Origin of the sequence: Nonomuraea helvata (assembly GCF_039535785.1) — a bacterium.
GTDB lineage: Bacteria > Actinomycetota > Actinomycetes > Streptosporangiales > Streptosporangiaceae > Nonomuraea > Nonomuraea helvata.
In genome coordinates this window covers 995,124-1,013,262 of sequence record NZ_BAAAXV010000001.1, presented here as the reverse complement: position 1 = coordinate 1,013,262, position 18,139 = coordinate 995,124, and the positions used below count along the sequence as shown (strand labels likewise).

At 71.5% G+C, this 18,139-nt stretch carries 14 protein-coding genes; 7 read left to right on the top strand and 7 right to left on the bottom strand.

Features of this window, described 5'->3' with window-relative positions:
- Positions 1 to 55 precede the first annotated feature (55 nt).
- The 5 genes from ABD830_RS04600 to ABD830_RS04580 all read left to right on the top strand — a co-directional run bounded on the left by ABD830_RS04600 (position 56) and on the right by ABD830_RS04580 (position 6,149).
- Positions 56 to 1,150: a polysaccharide deacetylase family protein gene (locus ABD830_RS04600; protein ID WP_344985074.1), complete on the top strand. Its 1,095-nt coding sequence runs from the start codon at positions 56 to 58 to the stop codon at positions 1,148 to 1,150.
- A 192-nt stretch (positions 1,151 to 1,342) separates the two neighbouring features.
- Positions 1,343 to 2,824: a 30S ribosomal protein S1 gene (gene rpsA / locus ABD830_RS04595; protein WP_344985073.1), complete on the top strand. Its 1,482-nt coding sequence runs from the start codon at positions 1,343 to 1,345 to the stop codon at positions 2,822 to 2,824.
- A gap of 130 nt (positions 2,825 to 2,954) precedes the next feature.
- Entirely contained in the window at positions 2,955 to 4,088 is a 1,134-nt protein-coding gene (locus ABD830_RS04590) for an epoxide hydrolase family protein (RefSeq protein ID WP_344985072.1), read from the top strand.
- Positions 4,089 to 4,197: 109 nt separating this feature from the next.
- Positions 4,198 to 5,652: a hypothetical protein gene (locus ABD830_RS04585; protein ID WP_344985071.1), complete on the top strand. Its 1,455-nt coding sequence runs from the start codon at positions 4,198 to 4,200 to the stop codon at positions 5,650 to 5,652.
- 26 nt (positions 5,653 to 5,678) lie between these two features.
- Positions 5,679 to 6,149, top strand: a complete 471-nt coding sequence (locus ABD830_RS04580; protein ID WP_344987622.1) for a GNAT family N-acetyltransferase — start codon at positions 5,679 to 5,681, stop codon at positions 6,147 to 6,149.
- On the opposite strand, the gene ABD830_RS04575 is transcribed toward ABD830_RS04580, so the two are convergent.
- Positions 6,037 to 6,723 carry a Clp protease N-terminal domain-containing protein gene (locus tag ABD830_RS04575; protein ID WP_344985070.1) on the bottom strand — a complete coding sequence of 229 codons (687 nt, stop codon included), beginning with the start codon at positions 6,721 to 6,723 and terminating at the stop codon, positions 6,037 to 6,039. The genes ABD830_RS04580 and ABD830_RS04575 overlap by 113 nt on opposite strands.
- Before the next feature lie 31 nt (positions 6,724 to 6,754).
- Here ABD830_RS04575 and coaE point away from each other — a divergent pair, with 31 nt between their 5' ends.
- Positions 6,755 to 7,357, top strand: a complete 603-nt coding sequence (gene coaE / locus ABD830_RS04570) for a dephospho-CoA kinase (protein ID WP_344985069.1) — start codon at positions 6,755 to 6,757, stop codon at positions 7,355 to 7,357.
- A 17-nt stretch (positions 7,358 to 7,374) separates the two neighbouring features.
- Here the strand turns inward: coaE and ABD830_RS04565 are convergent, their stop codons facing one another.
- Positions 7,375 to 12,948: a WD40 domain-containing protein gene (locus tag ABD830_RS04565; protein ID WP_344985068.1), complete on the bottom strand. Its 5,574-nt coding sequence runs from the start codon at positions 12,946 to 12,948 to the stop codon at positions 7,375 to 7,377.
- Positions 12,949 to 13,130: 182 nt separating this feature from the next.
- Here ABD830_RS04565 and ABD830_RS04560 point away from each other — a divergent pair, with 182 nt between their 5' ends.
- Positions 13,131 to 14,303, top strand: coding sequence for an ArsB/NhaD family transporter (locus ABD830_RS04560; protein WP_344985067.1), 1,173 nt, complete (start codon positions 13,131 to 13,133; stop codon positions 14,301 to 14,303).
- A gap of 13 nt (positions 14,304 to 14,316) precedes the next feature.
- Here ABD830_RS04560 and ABD830_RS04555 read toward each other — a convergent pair whose 3' ends face one another.
- The 5 genes from ABD830_RS04555 to ABD830_RS04535 form a co-directional block, all read right to left on the bottom strand.
- Complete coding sequence (locus ABD830_RS04555) at positions 14,317 to 14,559, bottom strand: hypothetical protein (protein WP_344985065.1); 243 nt, start codon at positions 14,557 to 14,559, stop codon at positions 14,317 to 14,319.
- Between the two features lie 95 nt (positions 14,560 to 14,654).
- Positions 14,655 to 15,470, bottom strand: coding sequence for an inositol monophosphatase family protein (locus ABD830_RS04550; protein WP_344985064.1), 816 nt, complete (start codon positions 15,468 to 15,470; stop codon positions 14,655 to 14,657).
- A gap of 10 nt (positions 15,471 to 15,480) precedes the next feature.
- Positions 15,481 to 16,098 (bottom strand): hypothetical protein, encoded by a 618-nt coding sequence (locus tag ABD830_RS04545; RefSeq protein ID WP_344985062.1) that lies wholly within the window; start codon positions 16,096 to 16,098, stop codon positions 15,481 to 15,483.
- Complete coding sequence (locus ABD830_RS04540) at positions 16,095 to 17,201, bottom strand: hypothetical protein (RefSeq protein ID WP_344985060.1); 1,107 nt, start codon at positions 17,199 to 17,201, stop codon at positions 16,095 to 16,097. Before ABD830_RS04540 ends, ABD830_RS04545 begins: the two co-directional genes overlap by 4 nt.
- 155 nt (positions 17,202 to 17,356) lie before the next feature.
- Complete coding sequence (locus ABD830_RS04535) at positions 17,357 to 18,130, bottom strand: sporulation protein (protein ID WP_344985057.1); 774 nt, start codon at positions 18,128 to 18,130, stop codon at positions 17,357 to 17,359.
- Positions 18,131 to 18,139: the final 9 nt, after the last annotated feature.

Genomic DNA, 18,139 nt, shown 5'->3' with positions numbered 1-18,139 from the left:
TTGGGGTAGGGCTGCACTAACCTGAACGTAATTTCACCGATTGGTCGGGAGTTCTGTGCAGATCTCAGCGCCCCTCACGCGGATCATCGGCATCGCGAACATCGTGGTGGTCACGGTGGCCGTCATCGGCCTGAGCCTGTTACCGGGCGAGAAACGTCCGCACGCCGAGGCCAGGGCCATGGTCAAGGTCCAGGGCAGCGTCGAGCCGCCGAGCCCCTCCCCGGCGGGCGAGCCGCCGGGGGTGGTGGCCACCCCCGACTTCGCCCGCCAGGTGCACGCCAACGAGGCCGGGCTGGTGCCGGTGCTCATGTACCACCGGATCCTCGCCAAGCGGCTGGCCTCGATCGACCGGACGCCCGACCAGCTCAGGAAGGAGCTGGAGGCGCTCGCCAAGCAGGGCTACGTGCCGATCACGGCCAGGGAGTTCGCCGCCGGCGACATCAGGGTGCCGGCGGGGAAGTTCCCCGTCGTGCTCACCTTCGACGACGGGCACCCCAGCCACTTCGCGCTCGACGCGAGCGGCAACCCCAAGCCCGACACGGCGGTGGGCATCATCCAGGAGGTGGCCAGGAAATACCCGTCGTTCCGGCCGGTCGCCACGTTCTGGATCAACCGGGAGCCGTTCGGGCTGGTCGACCAGGACGCCCAGGCGGCCGCGGTGAAGTGGCTGGTCGACCACGGCTACGAGGTGGCCAACCACACCTGGCGTCACCCCAACCTGCGCGCGCTCGGGAAGAAGAAGGTCCGCGAGCAGATCGTGCGGATCGAGCGCCTGCTGAAGAAGCTCGGCGCGCCGCCGTCCACGACCATGGCATTACCGTACGGCTCGATCCCGCGGCCGAAGAAGCTCGCCCGCACCGGGTCATGGGACGGCACCCGCTATGATTTCGCCGGCGTGTTCCTCGCCGGAGCCGAGCCGTCGCTTTCGCCCTACGCGAAAAAATTCGACCGGGGAGCGATCCAGCGGATCCAGAGCAACGGCAAGAAGGGCGAGTGCCGCAAGTGGTGCTCGCAGTACTGGCTGGAATGGCTGAACAAGCACCCTGGCGAGCGCTACGTCTCCGACGGCGACCCGGAGCGAATCTCCATACCGGAGAAACTACGAGGTAATATCGTCGCCAAGCGAGGGCTCCAGGTCATCGCCTACTGATGGCTCCCCGGATTGACCGCATGGCGATGGTCTCATATGCTGATCGCTGCGCTGTGGGCTCGCGCGCGCCTCAGACGGAGCGGGCTCGCGCTCGGTCACGTCGATGTCGTAATTCCTCGGCTTGATGCGGAAGAGGGCCTGCCGCGCATCCGCCACATCGACATCCTGTCCGCGTTCGGAGCAATTCCACACATGACGTCCAGCACTGAGGCCACCTCGAGCACCCCGCAGGTAGCGGTCAACGACATCGGGTCCGAGGAAGCCTTCCTCGCGGCGATCGACGAGACCATCAAGTACTTCAACGACGGCGACATCGTCGAGGGCACCGTCGTCAAGGTCGATCGAGACGAGGTTCTTCTCGATATCGGCTACAAGACCGAGGGTGTCATCCCCTCGCGCGAGCTTTCGATCAAGCACGATGTCGACCCAGCTGACGTCGTGGAAGTCGGAGAGCACGTCGAAGCCCTGGTTCTCCAGAAGGAGGACAAAGAGGGCCGCCTGATCCTGTCCAAGAAGCGCGCCCAGTACGAGCGCGCCTGGGGCACGATCGAGAAGATCAAGGACGAGGACGGCATCGTCACCGGCACCGTCATCGAGGTCGTCAAGGGTGGTCTCATCCTCGACATCGGCCTCCGTGGCTTCCTCCCGGCCTCCCTGGTCGAGATGCGCCGTGTCCGCGACCTGCAGCCGTACGTCGGCCGTGAGCTCGAGGCCAAGATCATTGAGCTCGACAAGAACCGCAACAACGTGGTTCTGTCGCGCCGCGCCTGGCTCGAGCAGACGCAGTCCGAGGTCCGCCAGACGTTCCTCAACACCCTCCAGAAGGGTCAGGTCCGCAAGGGCGTCGTCTCCTCGATCGTCAACTTCGGCGCCTTCGTCGACCTCGGTGGGGTCGACGGCCTGGTCCACGTGTCCGAGCTGTCCTGGAAGCACATCGACCACCCGTCCGAGGTTGTCGAGGTCGGCCAGGAGGTCACGGTCGAGGTCCTCGACGTCGACATGGAGCGCGAGCGCGTCTCCCTGTCGCTCAAGGCCACCCAGGAAGACCCGTGGCAGCAGTTCGCCCGCACCCACCAGATCGGCCAGGTCGTGCCGGGCCGCGTCACCAAGCTGGTGCCGTTCGGTGCGTTCGTCCGGGTCGAGGAGGGCATCGAGGGCCTGGTCCACATCTCCGAGCTGGCCGAGCGTCACGTGGAGATCCCGGAGCAGGTCGTCCAGGTCGGCGACGAGATCTTCGTCAAGATCATCGACATCGACCTCGACCGTCGCCGCATCAGCCTCTCGCTGAAGCAGGCGAACGAGGGTGTCGGCACCGAGGTCGAGTTCGACCCGACCCTGTACGGCATGGCCGCCACCTATGACGACCAGGGCAACTACATCTATCCCGAGGGCTTCGACCCCGAGACCGGTGAGTGGCTCGAGGGCTTCGACAAGCAGCGCGAGGAGTGGGAGCGGCAGTACGCCGAGGCCCAGACGCGTTTCGAGGCGCACAGGAAGCAGATCGAGGAGGCCCGCAAGGCCGAGGCGGAGGCGGGCGAGGCTGCTCCCTCCTCCTACAGCGGCGAGACGCAGGCTCCCTCGGGCGGTTCCTCGTCGGCCCCGGCCGGTGGCGCCCTCGCCTCCGACGAGGCCCTCGCGGCTCTGCGTGAGAAGCTCGCCGGCGGCCAGAGCTGACGATCTGGTCTGACTGACCCGTTTCCGGAAGGCCCCGCACCGACTGTGGTGCGGGGCCTTCCGCGTTCTCTCCAAGTGCCTCGGGGAACGCGGAATCTACCTTGCCGCATTGGTTCCTATGGTGGTCGGCATGGAAGAGATCAAGCCGTTCCGCATCGCCGTTCCCCAGCAAGACCTCGACGACCTGAGGGCGCGGCTGCGGCGTACCAGGTGGGCGCGCCAGTTGCCCGGCGGGTGGAGCCGAGGCGTGCCCGTGGCGTACCTGCGGGAGCTGACCGAGTACTGGGCCGACGGGTTCGACTGGCGGGCGCAGGAGGCCAGGCTGAACGCGTTCCCGCAGTTCACCACCGACATCGATGGGCAGACCAGCCATTTCCTGCACGTCCGCTCGCCCGAGCCCGGGGCGCTGCCACTGATCATCACGCACAGCTGGCCGAACTCCGTCGCCGAGTTCCTCGACGTCATCGGCCCGCTCACCGACCCCCGAGGGCACGGGCTCGACCCCGACGTCGCCTTCCACGTCGTCGCGCCCTCCCTCCCGGGCTTCGGCTTCTCACAGTTCCCCGAGCCGGCCGATGAGCGGCCGTGGAGCATCGAGCGGGTGGCCCGCACGTGGGCCGAGCTCATGCGCAGACTCGGGTACGAGCGGTACGGCGCCCACGGCAACGACGCGGGGGCGCTGGTCACGCCGCAGCTGGCCGCGCTGGACAGCGAGCACGTCGTCGGCTCGCTCATCACGGCCGGGCTCGGCATCCCCACCGGGGATCCCGCGGAGCTCGAAGGGCTGGGCAAAGAGGAGCTGGACGAGCTCCAGGAGATGTCCGCCTGGATGACCGGAGGCAGCGGGTACGGGCCCTACCTGGCCGCCAGGCCGCAGACGCTCGCGCACGGGTTCGCGGACTCGCCCGTGGCGCAGCTCGCGTACCTGGTGGAGAGGTTCAAGGAGTTCGACGGGTGGGGTTCGGGCGCCGAGCCGATCGCGCGGGACCTGGTGCTCACCAACGCGACCCTCTACTGGCTGACGAACACGGGCGCGTCGTCGTCGTGGACGTACTACGAGGGCGCCGCCGGGCTGCCGATCCACCAGAGCGTGGTGCCGACCGGCGTGACGCACGGCGGGTCCGCGCTGATGCGGCGGATCGCCGAGCGGGACAACGACATCGTCTACTGGGGCGACGCCCGCAGCCCCAGCCACATGGTCGCCATGGCGGCGCCGGACAGCCTGGTGGCGGGCATACGAGCCTTTTTCCGGGCGATCCGCTGAGCGGGTCGCAGATTTTACCTGGAGGTCCCGGCGAGCCCGCCGCCCTCCGGGCCCGGCGCTGCCAGACTGACCTGCGCTGTCGACACCTACGACGCTCAGGGGCAATGCGGTGGGCAAGGCTCAGCGGGTGACCATCCTGGTGACGGCCGTTCTGGCGGCCGCGGCCGCCGTCTCGCAGGCGGCGACGGGCGGGGCCGCCGCGGCCCTTCCCCAGTGGCAGGACTGCGGCGACGGGTTGCGGTGCGCGAAGCTGTCCGTGCCGGTCGACTGGGCCAGGCCGCACGCGGCCCGTACCGAGATCGACCTCGCCCTGATGCCCGCGCAGGACCCGGCGCACAGCTTCGGCGCCCTGGTGGTGAACACCGGCTACGGCCCCACCATCGAGGCGGTCCGCGCCCAGCCCGACACGGTCAGCGAGCTGACCAGGTGGTTCGACGTGGTGCTCGTCGAGCCGCGCGGGCTCGGGGACCGGGGGAGCGCGGCCATGGTGCGCTGCTCCGTGGCCCAGCCCGACCCGCTGCGCCTGCTCCTCGCCCCTGGGAAGGCCGCATGGCGCTCCTACGCCCGCGACAACGCCGCCTATGACAGAAGCTGCAGGGACGCCGCCGGGCCCGGCTACGTGGGCCTCACGTCCTGGCAGGTGGCCCACGACCTCGACGCCCTGCGCGAAGCGCTCGGCGAGCCGCGGCTGCGCTACTTCGGCTCCTCCTACGGGGCCGTGTACGGGCAGGCGTACCTGGAGCTGTTCCCGCACCGGGCCGGCCGGATGTACCTCGAGGGCGGGTTCGACCACACCGAGCCCGGCCTGGAGCGTCGGCTGACCGCCGAGGCGCGGGCGGACGAGCGGCGGCTCATCGCCTTCCGCGACTGGTGCAGGAGCAGCCTGGTCTGCTCGCTCCACGACGACGACGCCGTGTCGGTCCTCGACGCACTGCGCCGCAGCACGCCGCTCAGCGCCGGACCCGGGCACACGGTGAAGATCAGGCGGCTGCTGGCCGCCGTCAACGCCGGGCTCGCCCCGCAGCACTGGCCGGAGCTGGCCCGGGCCCTGTCCGCGGCCAGGGAGGGCGACGCGAGCACACTGGCCGCGATGGCCACCGTGACCGCGCCGACGCCGCCGGGGACGGTGACGGGCTCCATGTTCTGCCACGACTTCATGCCCGCCGTGCCGAGCTACCGGCGCTTCCTCGCCATGGAGTCACGGCTGCGCGAGGTGGCGCCGCGGGTCGGGTGGATGGCCGGCCGGTACGAGGTCGCGCGCTGCCTGGGCATACCGCGGCAGGGCGCCCCGAGCTGGCCTCCGCACGTGCCGGACGTGCGCAACGGCCGGCCGGTGCTGGTCGGCGCCGGGCGGCTGGACCCCTCCGCCCAGCCCCCCGGGGAGATCCCCGGGGCGCGGGTGCTGTGGCACGGCGACGGGCCCGGCGCGTACCTGCTCCAGGGGGTGGACAAGCTCCGCGCGACCTGCCTGCGGACCCATGTGCACGACTACCTCGTCAACGGCGTTCTGCCGGAGAAGGACACCTTCTGCCCCAAAGAGCTGAGTGCGGGCATGTATTCGTGACCAGTGGCGGTAGTGTGCTGCGCGTGCTGATCGAACGGGCGGTGGCGGCGGACGCGGGCGAGATCCTCACCGTGCAGCGAGCGGCCTACGTGAGCGAGGCCCAGCTGTACGGCGACCCGTACATCCCGCCGCTCGTCGAGTCGCTCGAGCAGGTCCGCAAGGTCATCGAGAGCGCCGTCGTGCTCAAGGCGCTCGACACCGGCCGGGTCGTCGGGGCCGTGCGCGGGCAGGTGTCCGGCACGACCTGCCTGGTCGGCCGCCTGGTCGTCGCGCCCGACCGCCAGGGTCAGGGCCTCGGCACGGCCCTGCTGACGGCCCTGCACGAGGCGGTGCCGCAGGCGGAGGCGTTCGACCTGTACACGGGGCACCTGTCCGAGACCAACCTCAAGCTCTACCGCCGTCTCGGCTACCGGGAGACCCACCGGGAGCGGATGGATGATCACCTGACGCTGGTCCACCTGCGTAGAGAGCCAGATCGATCCCCTCCTCAGCGGTGATCACGGCGCGGCCCATGTCGTCGTCCACCCAGTTCCACCCCCACCGCCACTCCGAGCCCGCGGGGTGCTCGGTGTTCAGCCGGTCGAGGACGGGCTGGAGCGCGGAGACGGGCACGACGATCTGGTGGCGGCCCCGCCACGGCACGTACACGGACGGCGCGATCGGCGGCGCCTGCACCCCGTGCTCGCGCAGCGCCTCGACCACCGCCGCCGGATCCAGCCCGAACAGGTGCAGCGTGGTCGGGTCCCGGTCCACCTCGGCGTCGTAGGCCAGGGCGAGGAGCCAGTGTTCCGGCGACGGCGTCCGGTGGCCCGCCTCGAGGGCCAGGCCGGTCGCGATGCCGTACAGCTTGTAGAAGTGCGGGTTGGCGAAGCCGCCCGCCCGGTGCGCGGGCTTGGCGTGCTGCGGGAGGCACTCGAGCGCGCGGTCGCGGTCCAGCCCCGCCCCGGCCAGCACCCGCGCGGCCACGGAGTCGCCCGACAGCAGGGCGAGGACGACGTGCGGCGGCCCCACCCAGTCGTCTCCCACGGCCGCGGCCTGCTCATGCGCGGCCCGTACGATCGTGGACGTCATACCTTCGATGATGACCCCGTAGGCTTTTCCCGTGTTGAAAACAGGGCTCACGGGCGGGATCGGATCCGGCAAAAGCGAGGTGTCGAAACGGCTCGCCGCCAGGGGCGCCGTCGTGATCGACGCCGACAGGATCGCGCGCGAGGTGGTCGAGCCGGGCACGCCGGGGCTGGCCAGGGTGGTGGGCGTGTTCGGTGACGAGGTGCTCCGCCCGGACGGGTCGCTCAACAGGGAGAAGCTCGGCTCCATCGTCTTCGCCGACTCCGAGCGGCTCGCCGCGCTCAACGCGATCGTCCACCCGCTGGTGGGCGAGCGGGTGGCGGAGCTGCAGAGCGGGGCGGCCGACGACGCGATCACCGTGTACGACGTGCCGCTGCTCGCCGAGAACAACCTGGCCCCCATGTACGACGTGGTCATCGTCGTCGACGCGTCCGACGAGACCCGCATCAGGCGCCTGGCCGAGCACCGCGGCATGCCGGCGGCCGACGCCGAGGCCCGCATCGCCGCCCAGGCGAGCCGCGAGGACCGGCTGGCCGTGGCCGACATCGTGATCTCCAACGAGGGCACGCTCGACGAGCTGGACGCCCGGGTGGACGAGGTCTGGGAGGAGCTGACCAGGCGCGCCGCCCGCGGCTGAGCCCGCTGCTTCCGGCCTCAGAAGGGTGAGTCGAGGGGCACCTGCCGCACCCCCGGCAGGTACGGGTCGAGCTCGCCCAGCTCGAACCGCGACATCCCGATGACGTGCCAGAACTGCCCCGCGGGCTCCCCTTGCACCTTGTATCGCCCGTCGGGAGCCAGCGCCGCCCACCCCTCGGCCAGCCCGAGCAGGGTCGCCCGCCGTTCGCCGCCCTCCCAGAGGATCACCACGCCGTCGTCGCCCGCGCTGGCCAGCAGGTCGGAGACGGGGCTGAAGGCGACCGACCACACCCGGCGGGCGTGCCCGGCCAGCTCGTGCAGCGTCCGCCCGGTCGCGGTCTCCCAGACCCGCACCACCAGGTCGTCGCCGCCGGTGGCCAGCCGGTCGCCCGAGGCGTCGAACGCCAGGCTCCACAGCCGCCCCTCGTGCCGCAGCTCGCGCAGCAGCCGGGGCTGCCAGGCCTGGCCGGGGCGCAGCTCCCACAGCATGGCCCGGCCGTCGTTGCCGGCGCTGGCCAGATGGCGGCCGTCGGGGGAGAAGGCCACCGAGTAGACCCGGTCGGTGTGCCCCTCGAGGGTGGCCACCCGGCCGCCGGAGGCCACGTGCCACAGGCGTACGAGCTTGTCGTCGCAGCCGGTGGCCACGTACTCGCCGTCGGGGCTGAACGCGATCGAGCGGACCCGCCCGCGGTGGTCGGCCAGGTTGACCGACAGCCGCCCGGTCGGGCGGTACCAGATCCTGACGCTGTCGTCGTCGTTGGCCGTGGCCAGCAGGTTGCCGTCGGGGCTGAACGCCTCGGCCCAGACGTGGTCGGTCTCGGCGTGGAGCTCGCGCTCGTAGTCGCCGGTGGTGGCGTTCCAGAAGTGCACGCCGCCGTCGTTGCTGGAGGTGGCCAGCACCGGCCCGGCGGGGGAGAACAGGGCCGAGATGAGCCGGTCGGCCGTGCCGGTGAACTCCCGCAGCCGCCGCGCGGTGCGCGGCTCCCACACGCGTACGACGCCGTCGTTGCCGCTGGTCGCCAGCATCGACCCGTCGGCGCTGAACCTGACGGACGAGATGCGCCGCCCGTGCCCGCGCAGCACCCGCTGGCACTTGCCCGACTCGGGGTCCCACAGGCGTACGGTGCCGTCGTTGCTGCTGGTGGCGAGCTGCTGCCCGTCGGGCCGGAACGCGAACGGCCAGACCGAGCTGCGGTGCCCCGTCAGCTCGACCCGCTGCCCGCCGCCGACCCGCTGGAGCCGGACCACGCCGCCGGAGTCGCCGCTGGCCACCGTCTGCCCGTCAGGGCTGAACGTCACCTGATAGACGGCCGCCGCGTGCGTGGTGTGCACGCCCAGGGACTCGCCCGACGCCTCCCACACGCGTACGCCGCCCGCCGTGTCCCCCGTGGCCAGCCGCGAGCCGTCGGGGGAGAACGTCACGCAGTAGACGCTGCCCGCGTGCCCGCTCAGCACGTGGAGCGGCGTCCACGTGGCGGTGTCCCAGAGGCGTACGGTGCCCGCCTCGTCGCCGCTGGCCAGCAGGCGGCCGTCCGGGCTGTGCACGACGCGGTAGACGCTGCCGCGGTGGCCCTCGAGCGTCTCCTTCACCTGCCCCGAGGCCAGGTCCCAGACCCGCACCACGCCGGCCGCGTCGCCCGTCACCAGCGTGGAGCGGCCGAACGACGCCGTGTAGATCGGCGCCCGGTGCCCGCCCAGCTCGTGCGCGAGCCGGCCGGTGGCGGTCTCCCACACCCGTACGACGCCGTCGCCGCCTCCTGCGGCCACCAGGTGGCCCGAAGGGCTGAGGCGCACCGGCCAGACGCCGTCGGCGTGGCCGGTCAGCCGGCGCAGGCGCTCGCCGGTGAGCGCGTCCCACAGCACCAGGGTGCCGTCGCTCGCGCCCGTGGCCAGCAGGTCGCCCGCGAACGTGACCGCGAAGACGCGGCCGTGGTGCCCCTGCAGGGTGCGCACGGGTGCGCCGCCGACGCAGAGCAGCACGCCGCCGTCCTCGTTGCCGATCGCGATCGTGGCGCCGTCGGGGCTGTAGGCGATGGGCTCGGGCAGGCGGCTGGTCCGGAAGTGGTAGCCGTACGGGACGCCGATGCCGGCCGGCGCGAACTCCACCTCCACCGGCTGTCCCGGCACCACCGCCGCGCCGGGCAGGTGGGGCAGCGTGCCGGTCACGTTGATCAGCGAGGCCCGGTGCCAGCGGGCGCCCTCGACCGCCGCGTCGCTCAGGTCCACCTGAGCCAGTCGCGCCCCCGACAGGTCGGCGCCGGTCAGGTCGGCGCCGGTCAGCGTCGCGCCGTCGAGCCGCGCACCGACCAGCCTGGCCTCGCGCAGGGTGGCCCTGGACAGGTTCGTGCCCGCCAGGGTGGCCTCGGACAGGTCGGCGCCGGTGAGATCCACCTCGCGCAGGTCCCTGGCCGACAGGTCCTCGCCCTTCAGGTTGGCGCCGCGCAGGTCGGCGCGGGCGGGCGTGCGCAGCCTGGCCGCGATCTTGACCGCGTTGGCCCTGGACACGTCGTCGCCGGGCGGGTCGGCGACCCACGCGCGCAGCGCCCGCACGTCGGCCAGGTCGCACAGGAACTCCACGGTCAGCGCCGACAGCGGCCTGCGTGACAGCAGGGCGAGGTTGTCTAGGGCGATGTGGCGGGCGATCAGCCACTCCATCACCGACGCGTGGATGAACCCGAACATCCCCTCCTCGGTCCGCACCAGCAGGCTGCCCGAGCCCATCCGGTACGCCGCGTGCGCCGCCGACAGCTGCCCGTCGGACAGGTCGGTCAGCGTCTCGCCGATCTCGGTCAGCTCGTCCACGCCCAGTAGCGACTCGCCGGTGCCCCACAGCCGCACCGCCAGCACGGTGACCACCCGCCACAGCTCCTCGACGGTCAGCGCGGCGGCCGAACCGGGGACCCTGGCCCGCCGTTCCTCGAAGGCCAGCCAGGAGCTGAGGATCTCGTCGTACAGCAGGGCGGGGCTGATCGTGTGGCGGGCGCCGGCCACCGTACGCAGGCGGTCGGCGTCGAGGTCGGCGATGAAGGTCAGCATGCGCGGGTTCTGCGCCAGCGCGAGCAGGTCCGCGATCTCGCTCATCAGCGACATGCGCGCCCTGGCCTCGTCGCCGTCGTCGAAGCGGTTGGCCAGGTAGGAGCGGATCTGGTCGTGCGTGAAGTCCTCGACGCTGAGCACCCGCCGCTGCGGCAGCACCCCGACCATCTCGCCGAGCGAGGTCAGCACCTGGCTGTGCGACTTGAAGTGCTGCGTACGGCTGGCGACCACGATCTTCGCCTTGTCATCGGCCGCCGCCAGCAGCGTGGCCAGGTGATCGGCCGCCCGGTCGAACGTCAGCCGGGTCACCAGCTCGTCGAACCCGTCGAACAGCAGCACGATCCGCCCCTGCCTGAGCAGGTAGCGGAACGCCTTCAGGTCGATGAACTCCTCGCCGTGGCTCGCCAGGTGGGCCGCCACCAGCGCGTCCACCGAGTGTGACTTGTCCAGGGCGCGCAGCTCGATCAGGATCGGCGTCAGGTGCGGCAGCTCGGCCGGGATGCGCCGGGCCAGCTCGCGCAGCGCGAACGTCTTGCCGTGGCCGAAGTCGCCGAGCAGCAGCAGGAAACGGCCGTGGTCGGTGGCCAGCAGCCGCATGAGCTCGTCGGTCAGTCCTTGCTTGATCTGGTTTCCCGGGCGGTCGAGCTCGCGGTAGCGCTGCGGCACGTACAGGCCGGGCGGGTAGCGGCGGTCAGTGGTGAGCCGGGCCGTCTGCTCGGTGACGTAGCCGGTCAGGTCGAGCAGGCCCTGGAACTCGGCGAAGCTGCGCAGCCGCACCCCCTTGCGCATCAGGTCGTCGCGGAGCGCCCGGGGGGCGGGCGGGCCCTGGAAGACCAGCTCGGCGGTCAGCCCGGTGGCGTGCGCCTGCCGGACGAACCCGTCGGCGGCGCTCTCGGTCAGCTCGCCCACATGCGCGCCGATCAGCGTCTGCCGGACGAAACCGTCCTCGGGGTGGGTGACCACCAGATGCGAGTCGAACCTGCGGATCCTGGCCCGCTCGTGCCTGGCCTCACAGACCTCCGCGATGCGGTCGAGCAGCAGCTCGACCGGGCTGGGCGCGCGCTCGTCCGGCTTGGGCGCGGGCGGCTCGGCCGACGGGCTCTCCCCGGTGAACGTGGCCTGCACGGCCCTCCACCGGTGCGGGACCAGCTCGGGCTCGCCCCCGTGGGGCAGCCAGGTACGCAGCCCGTCAGGGGTGATCTCGACGACGTGGTGCCGCCCGGAGCGCGGGGCCGCGATCCGGCCCCCGTTCCCATCACTCGGTGCCTCGGCCGCGCCCCCGTGGAAGAGCAGGTTGAGCCGGTGTGCCAGCAGCCGCTCGAACGCCGGCGCGTCCCGCAGCTCGCCCGGCGGATGCCCGATCGCGCCCAGCCGCAGCCACGCGCCCTCCTCGTACGGCCGCAGCCGCTCGGCGAACCAGGCCGCCTGCGCCTCGCCGAGCTGCGCGTACGCGTCGCGCTCCAGATGGCTCATCGCCATCGTCGAGTTGAGCCCCGCCACGACCACCTTCAGATCGGGCACCTCGAACAGCGTCCACGGCTGCCCGCCGTCGAACACCCGGTCGTCCAGCCCCTGGTACACCTCGCCGAACAGCCCCGCGAAATGCCGCCACTTGGGCCAGTAGGGAGGCTGCGGGCTCACGTCGTCGGCCTCGCAGGTCATGAAGTACGCGCTGGCCGCGGCCTTGGTCACGTCGCGCGGCCCGGGCAGCAGCACCAGCCGGTGCGGCTCCAGCCCGATCAGCAGCCGCAGGTCGGTCACGAACCGCGTAGCCTGCCCGAACTGCCCTAGACTGCCCGACTCGGTCAGGTCGCCGCTGACCACCATGAGGTCGGGACGCGGCATGCCCCGGTCGTACATGGCGGTCAGATCCGCCCAGATCCGCGCCTGCATGTCCTCCGGCGTGAACGGCTCGCCGGGATCGGGCAGCGCCCTGCCGAATCTGGGGCCGCCGATGTGCAGCACGCTGATCGACCCGCGCGCCTGGTCGGCCTTGGCCGCCGGAGGGAACTTCGGCGCCGTCACGGGCGTGCGCCGCGCCCTGGCCCGCTCGCCCGGCTCGGGCAGCGTCGGCGCGGGCGCCGGCACGCCGGAGCCGTCGGGGAACGCGGGCGCCGCCTCCGGCTTGGCCCGGCCCGCCAGCGCCTCCCGCACCCTGCCCAGCAGCAGCGCCCTGGCCTGCCCCGGGTCGGTGACGCCGAGCAGATCGACCCAGGTGATCGTGGACAGCAGGCCCTCGAGCCGGACGTCCTCCAGCCTGATCGTGACGAGCTTGTTGGAGGGGTTGTCCGGGTCGGCCCGCAGCGCCGCCTGCCACTCCATCCGGCCGTAGCGCGAGGTCAGGTAGTTGCGCGAGAGCACCGCGACGACCAGTTGCGCCTCGCTGACGCCGCGGTCCATGAAGTCGATGAAGTTGGTGCCCGGCACGAAGTCCCACGCCTGGATCATCGTCCGGTAGCCCGCCGCCTCGAGCTCCCATGCGATCCAGGTGGCCCAGGCCGTGTCGGCCGGGGAGTAGCTGACGAAGATCTCGGTCGGCCTGCCGTCACGTGCCATGCCGACAGTATCCCCCCGCGAGGGAGCGCCGTCGCCTGGACTGAGGAGCGTCGGGAGCGCAGCGACCAGAGCGACGAGGGAAGGCGACGGATCTGAGCGACCGAGCCGCCTCACGCAGTGAGGCCATAAGCAGGGACAAGGGTTTTCCGCGATCGGACCGTGCACCCCATAGGATTCGACGGGTGTGGCGGCGTCTTGGCGTGCTCGACAGGATCAGGATCGGGCTCCTCGGTCTCGGTGTGGTGGCCGTGCCGACCGGGCTGCTGCCGTGGAAGGCGGCGGCCGACAGCCTGGACGAGATCTGGCCGCTGCTGATCTTCCTGGTGGCGATCATCGTGCTGGCCGAGCTCACCAAGGAGGCTCAGGTCTTCGACGCCATCGCGGCGAGAATGGCGGTGCTCGGGCGTGGCAACTACGCCGCGCTCTTCTTTCTTTGCACCGCTTTTGCGTCATTTATCACGATATTTCTGAACTTGGACACGACGGCGGTGCTGCTCACCCCCGTCATGCTCGCCCTGGCCCCCAAGGCCCGCATCGCCGCCCTCCCTCTGGCCATGACCACGATCTGGCTGGCCAACACCGCGAGCCTGCTGCTCCCCGTCTCCAACCTGACGAACCTCCTGGGCATGGAGAAGATCGGCCTGGACGCCCAGGAGTTCGCCGCGCGCATGTGGGCGCCGCAGCTCGCCTCGATCGCGGTGACGATGGCGTTCCTGTGGGCGTTCTACTGGCGCCGCGGCGAGCGGCGCGACCTGCGCTACACGCCGCCGCTGCTGGAGCCGGTGGCCGACCGCGTGCTGTTCGGGGCCGCGTCGGCGGGCTGCCTGCTCTTCATCGTCCTGCTGCTGCTCAAGGCGCACGTGGCCGTCGCCGCCACGGCAGCGGCCGTGATCGTCGTGGCGGCCTTCCTGGTACGCGCCCGCAAGCGCCTGACGTTGAGCCTCATCCCGTGGCAGCTCGTCATCTTCGTCACCGGGCTGTTCCTCGTGGTGCCCACGCTCAGCAGGCACGGCCTGTCCGACCTGATGACGTGGATGATCGGCACGGAGGGCGACCCGTACCGCACGGCCGCCGTCGGGGCCGGGCTCTCCAACACGATCAACAACCTGCCCGCGTACAAGGCCGTCGAGACCGTCATCCCGCCCACGAGTCAGGACCAGTTGCTGGCCCTGCTGGCGGGCACCAACGTGGGCCCGGTCATCACGCCGTGGGCGTCGCTGGCCACGCTGCTGTGGTTCGAGTCGTGCCGCCGGCACGAGGTCAAGGTGCCGATGGGCCGCTTCTTGCTCACCGGCACGGGCCTGGCCGTGGTGGGCCTGCTCGCCACGGTGTGGGCGCTGGTGCACTTCGGCTGAGCCGAGGCAGCGATCAGGCGGCGGCCGGCGCGTAGGCGCCGGCGACCGCGTCGAGCGCCCAGCGCATCCGCACGACGTACCTCTCGGGGTGGTCGCCGGCCTCCTGCGCCACGTACGCCGCGCACCAGTCCGGGTCGCCGCCGCACGCGCACAGCCGCTCGTCCACGGCCGCGCGGATCTGGTACGGGGACAGCCGGTCGGACGGCTGCAGAGCGGTCGCGAAGAGCACCTGCGCCAGCTCGGTAGTGGTCATCATGTCGGGCTCCTCCCCTTGTGCCGTTCCCTCTGAATAGACCTCGAACGACGGCGGAACTCATCGACAAAAGACACACATCCTCTGTGGATTTCTCCTCATTCGAGGAGGGAGAGCAGCCGGGGCATGGCCCGCGGGTGGGCGGCGACGAAGCTGCGGTCCTCGGGCGTGCCGTCGAAGCACTCCTCGAACGGCCCGCCGTCCAGCGCCCTGATCTCGATGCCCGCCTCCCTGGCCAGCAGCGCGCCCGCCGGCAGGTCCACCGCCTCGGCCCGGTAGCCCACGATGCCGTCGATGTCGCCGCGCGCCAGCATCGCCCACGACAGCAGCGGCGCCCACAGCTGCAGCACCCTGCGCGCGTTCAGCTCCAGCGCCGACTTCAGCGCATGCGCCGCCACGTCGCCCCTCGACACGTCGTAGCCCTGGGTCCAGGCCAGCAGCGGCCCGTGCGGGCTCGGCGCGTACGGGGGCGCCAGCCGTACCCCTGAGGGCGATCCCGCCGGAGCGGACAGGGCGCCGCGCCCGCGGATCGCCGACCACGTGTGCGCGGAGACCGGGTCGTGCACCACTCCGAGCACGGGACGCCCGCCCTGGCACAGCGCCACGCCCACCACATAAGCGGGCAGGCCGATCGCCACGTTGTTGGTGCCGTCGAGCGGGTCGACCAGCCACGTCCACTCGCCGCCCGCGGCCCCGACCAGCCCCGACTCCTCGGCGATCACCGTGTGCGACGGGTACGCCGTCAGGATGCGCTCCAGCAGCAGCTTCTCCGAGGCCAGGTCGAGATCGGTCACCACGTCGCCGGCATCCCCCTTGGCCTGGACGCCGACCGTGCCCCGCGTGCCCTCCAGGAGGAGCGCTCCCGCGGCCTCGGCGGCTTGGACGGCGACCGTGCGGGCGTGATCCAGGTCCATCGGGTGCCTCTCAGGTCAGGTGCGCGGTGATCAGGCGTACGGCCAGCTCGGTCTCGCGGGCGTCCAGCGGCTGCCTGGACACGTGGTGCGGCCCGCCGCCGAGCGGGCCGAGCGACAGGTCGCGGCTGCCGGGGCGGCCGCGACCGAGCGCGATCGTGGCGGCCTCGCCGCCCTCGGGCACGACGCTGCTGTGGAAGCGGCCGGCGGCCAGCGTGTACGTCTCGCCGGGCCCGAACACCTCCACCAGGCCCGTCGCGTGCCGGACCGTGCGCCCGGTCGGCGAGATGCGGTCGCCGCCGGGGCCGCTGACCACCTCGAACACCCGGTGCGTGGCGTCCGTCACGGTGTCGGTGACCAGGACGTGCACGTTGCGGACCTGGCCGTAGAGGACGTGGCTCACCAGGTCCCAGCTGTGGCAGTGGATCTGCGAGGTGGTGCTCTCGGCGTGCGCGAGCGAGTCGGACCACAGGTGGATGCATACCCCTTCGCCGCCGTCGCGCTCCAGCGGCAGGCAGACGAATCCGAGCGGGTGGCGCACCGCGGTCAGACGGCCGGCCGAGAGCGCCTCGAGGGCCCACGACCTGGCCTCGCCCCCGAGCACCCGCTGCTGGACGGCGTGATGGCTCATGGCTCTCGTGGGTGACCGGCCGGCAGCGGCTCACCATACTCACGTCCGTCTCGTTGGCGAGCCGCTGGACGCGGCTCGCCATAGGGATCGACCGCGCGTAACGCTTTGCGGGCGATGTCGACGACGTCGCGGCCGTTGTAGGACTTGGGCAGGGGCACCCCGATGCGTTCGAACAGCTCCTGCACCTCCTCGATGGTGGGCTCGTCGCTCAGCGGCACCTTCTTGTACATCTCCAGCGGCACCCGCCGCGCCTGCTCGAAGCTGAGCCGCAGCTCGGTGTCGCAGTTCTCGTAGTAGAAGGTGCCGGCCAGCGCGGTCATCGCCTTGTTGGGGTCTTCGACCGTCATGATGAGGCGGGTGGCCGACACGTCCCAGCGGAACGTGGTCATCGTCGACGACAGGCCCACCGCGATGTCGAGCAGGCCGTAGCGCTGGCGGTGCCAGAAGGCGGCCAGGATCGTCGCGTACGACTCCTTCCTGGCCCGGTCGGCCGTCCACATCTCGCCGGTGCCGTCGGGGGCGTCGGACAGGGAGCGGCGGTAGTGCGCGTACGTCTCGCACACCTCGAGGTTGGACGGGTCGATCACCTCGACCCTGACCGTGAGGTGGCGCTTGTCCCTGCGGGCCGCCGCGACGCACGCGGGCAGGGTGACCGCGCGCAGGTAGGTGCCGGTGCCGCCCTTGAAGCTCCACCTGGAGGTGTCCTTGCGCGCCTCGGCGTGGGACTGGGCGATCTCCTCCTTGCTGCCCAGCACCCGGACAAGCTGCAGGGAGTCGAGTGCCTTGCGGGTGCTGCCGACCAGCGTCTCGATCTCCTCCAGGCGCGCCAGGCGCACGGGCAGCTCGGCCAGCGCGCCCGAGGTGATCGTCTCCTCCACCGGCGCCTGGCGTACGCGGTCGCGCAGCAGCGCGGTGGCCACCAGCGCCATGATGACCAGCGTGGCGGCGTTGACCAGCTGGGTCTGCACCTCGGTCGGGACGATCTCGTTGGGCATGATGCCGACGACACCGATCACGATGGCGAGCAGGAGCGCGATCGCGCCGTCGGCGTTCTGGGCCGCCCAGGGGACGACCCGCTTCACCGCCGCCATGAACCGTGCCATCGCCCCGCCCCGCCCCGCCGTCCGACGATCAGTCCCCGAAATCATCGTAACGACCGCGTCATGCGACTGCCAGGGCACGCAAAGGAGCGATCACCTAGCCGTCACGGCCGCCTCACCGGCACGCGGCGGGGCGGCCGTGACGGCCATGGGGAAGGTCAGAACCAGCCGCGGTGGCGGGCCATCGCCTCCAGGCCGTGCTGCAGCGCCGCGTCCGCCGCGTGCGGCGGGTCGTCGTAGCGCACGGTGAAGCGGTTGTAGGCGTCGTGGCTCGAGGTCAGGAAGCCGCCCCGCTTGTCGGCCTCCAGGATGACGTCCATCTGCCGCGGCCCGGCGATGAACGTCAGCTCCAGCTCGTTGAAGTGGCGCCGCCACTGCCCGCCCGCGTAGTACTCGATCTCCTGGAAGAACGGCATCGTCGAGCCGTACAGCGTGCCGCGCTCCAGGTCGGCCTTCTTGAACTGGAAGCCCAGCCGGTCGAGCGCGCCGATCACGTGGTCCTGCGCCGGCAGCGGGCTGACGAACAGCGGGTCGAGGTCGCCCTTGTCGAGCGCGCCCGCCAGCGCCAGCTCCGTCTGGACGCCCAGCTTCATGCCGTGCAGCGGGTGCCCGGCGATGGCGCTGATCGGCGTCTCCCACGGGATCGCGATCTCGAACGGCTGCTGGTGCTGCGCGCCCGCGGCCAGCTGGAACGTCCCCGCGACCTGCTGGCGCAGGAAGCTGTAGGTCGTCTTGTACTCGTTGTCGCCCGACTCGACCTCCACCACGGCGGTCAGGTCGATGTAGATGCCCTCGACCTTGTAGTCGGAGTTGCCGCCACGGAAGTGGACGACGCCGCGCAGGAGCTCGCCGGGGCGCACGCCGGTGTTGGTCAGCACCGTGTCGACTTCGACGCCCGCGCCGAACGCGGCCATTAACTTGCGGAACACCATGGGGTTCTC

Excerpts from the sequence above, each read along its gene's own strand:
- ABD830_RS04565 (WP_344985068.1), bottom strand. The coding sequence starts at position 12,948 with ATGGCACGTGACGGCAGGCCGACCGAGATCTTCGTCAGCTACTCCCCG.
- rpsA (WP_344985073.1), top strand. The coding sequence starts at position 1,343 with ATGACGTCCAGCACTGAGGCCACCTCGAGCACCCCGCAGGTAGCGGTC.
- ABD830_RS04555 (WP_344985065.1), bottom strand. The coding sequence starts at position 14,559 with ATGATGACCACTACCGAGCTGGCGCAGGTGCTCTTCGCGACCGCTCTG.
- ABD830_RS04535 (WP_344985057.1), bottom strand. The coding sequence starts at position 18,130 with ATGGTGTTCCGCAAGTTAATGGCCGCGTTCGGCGCGGGCGTCGAAGTC.
- ABD830_RS04575 (WP_344985070.1), bottom strand. The coding sequence starts at position 6,723 with ATGACGTCCACGATCGTACGGGCCGCGCATGAGCAGGCCGCGGCCGTG.
- ABD830_RS04590 (WP_344985072.1), top strand. The coding sequence starts at position 2,955 with ATGGAAGAGATCAAGCCGTTCCGCATCGCCGTTCCCCAGCAAGACCTC.
- ABD830_RS04550 (WP_344985064.1), bottom strand. The coding sequence starts at position 15,470 with ATGGACCTGGATCACGCCCGCACGGTCGCCGTCCAAGCCGCCGAGGCC.
- ABD830_RS04540 (WP_344985060.1), bottom strand. The coding sequence starts at position 17,201 with ATGGCACGGTTCATGGCGGCGGTGAAGCGGGTCGTCCCCTGGGCGGCC.
- ABD830_RS04545 (WP_344985062.1), bottom strand. The coding sequence starts at position 16,098 with ATGAGCCATCACGCCGTCCAGCAGCGGGTGCTCGGGGGCGAGGCCAGG.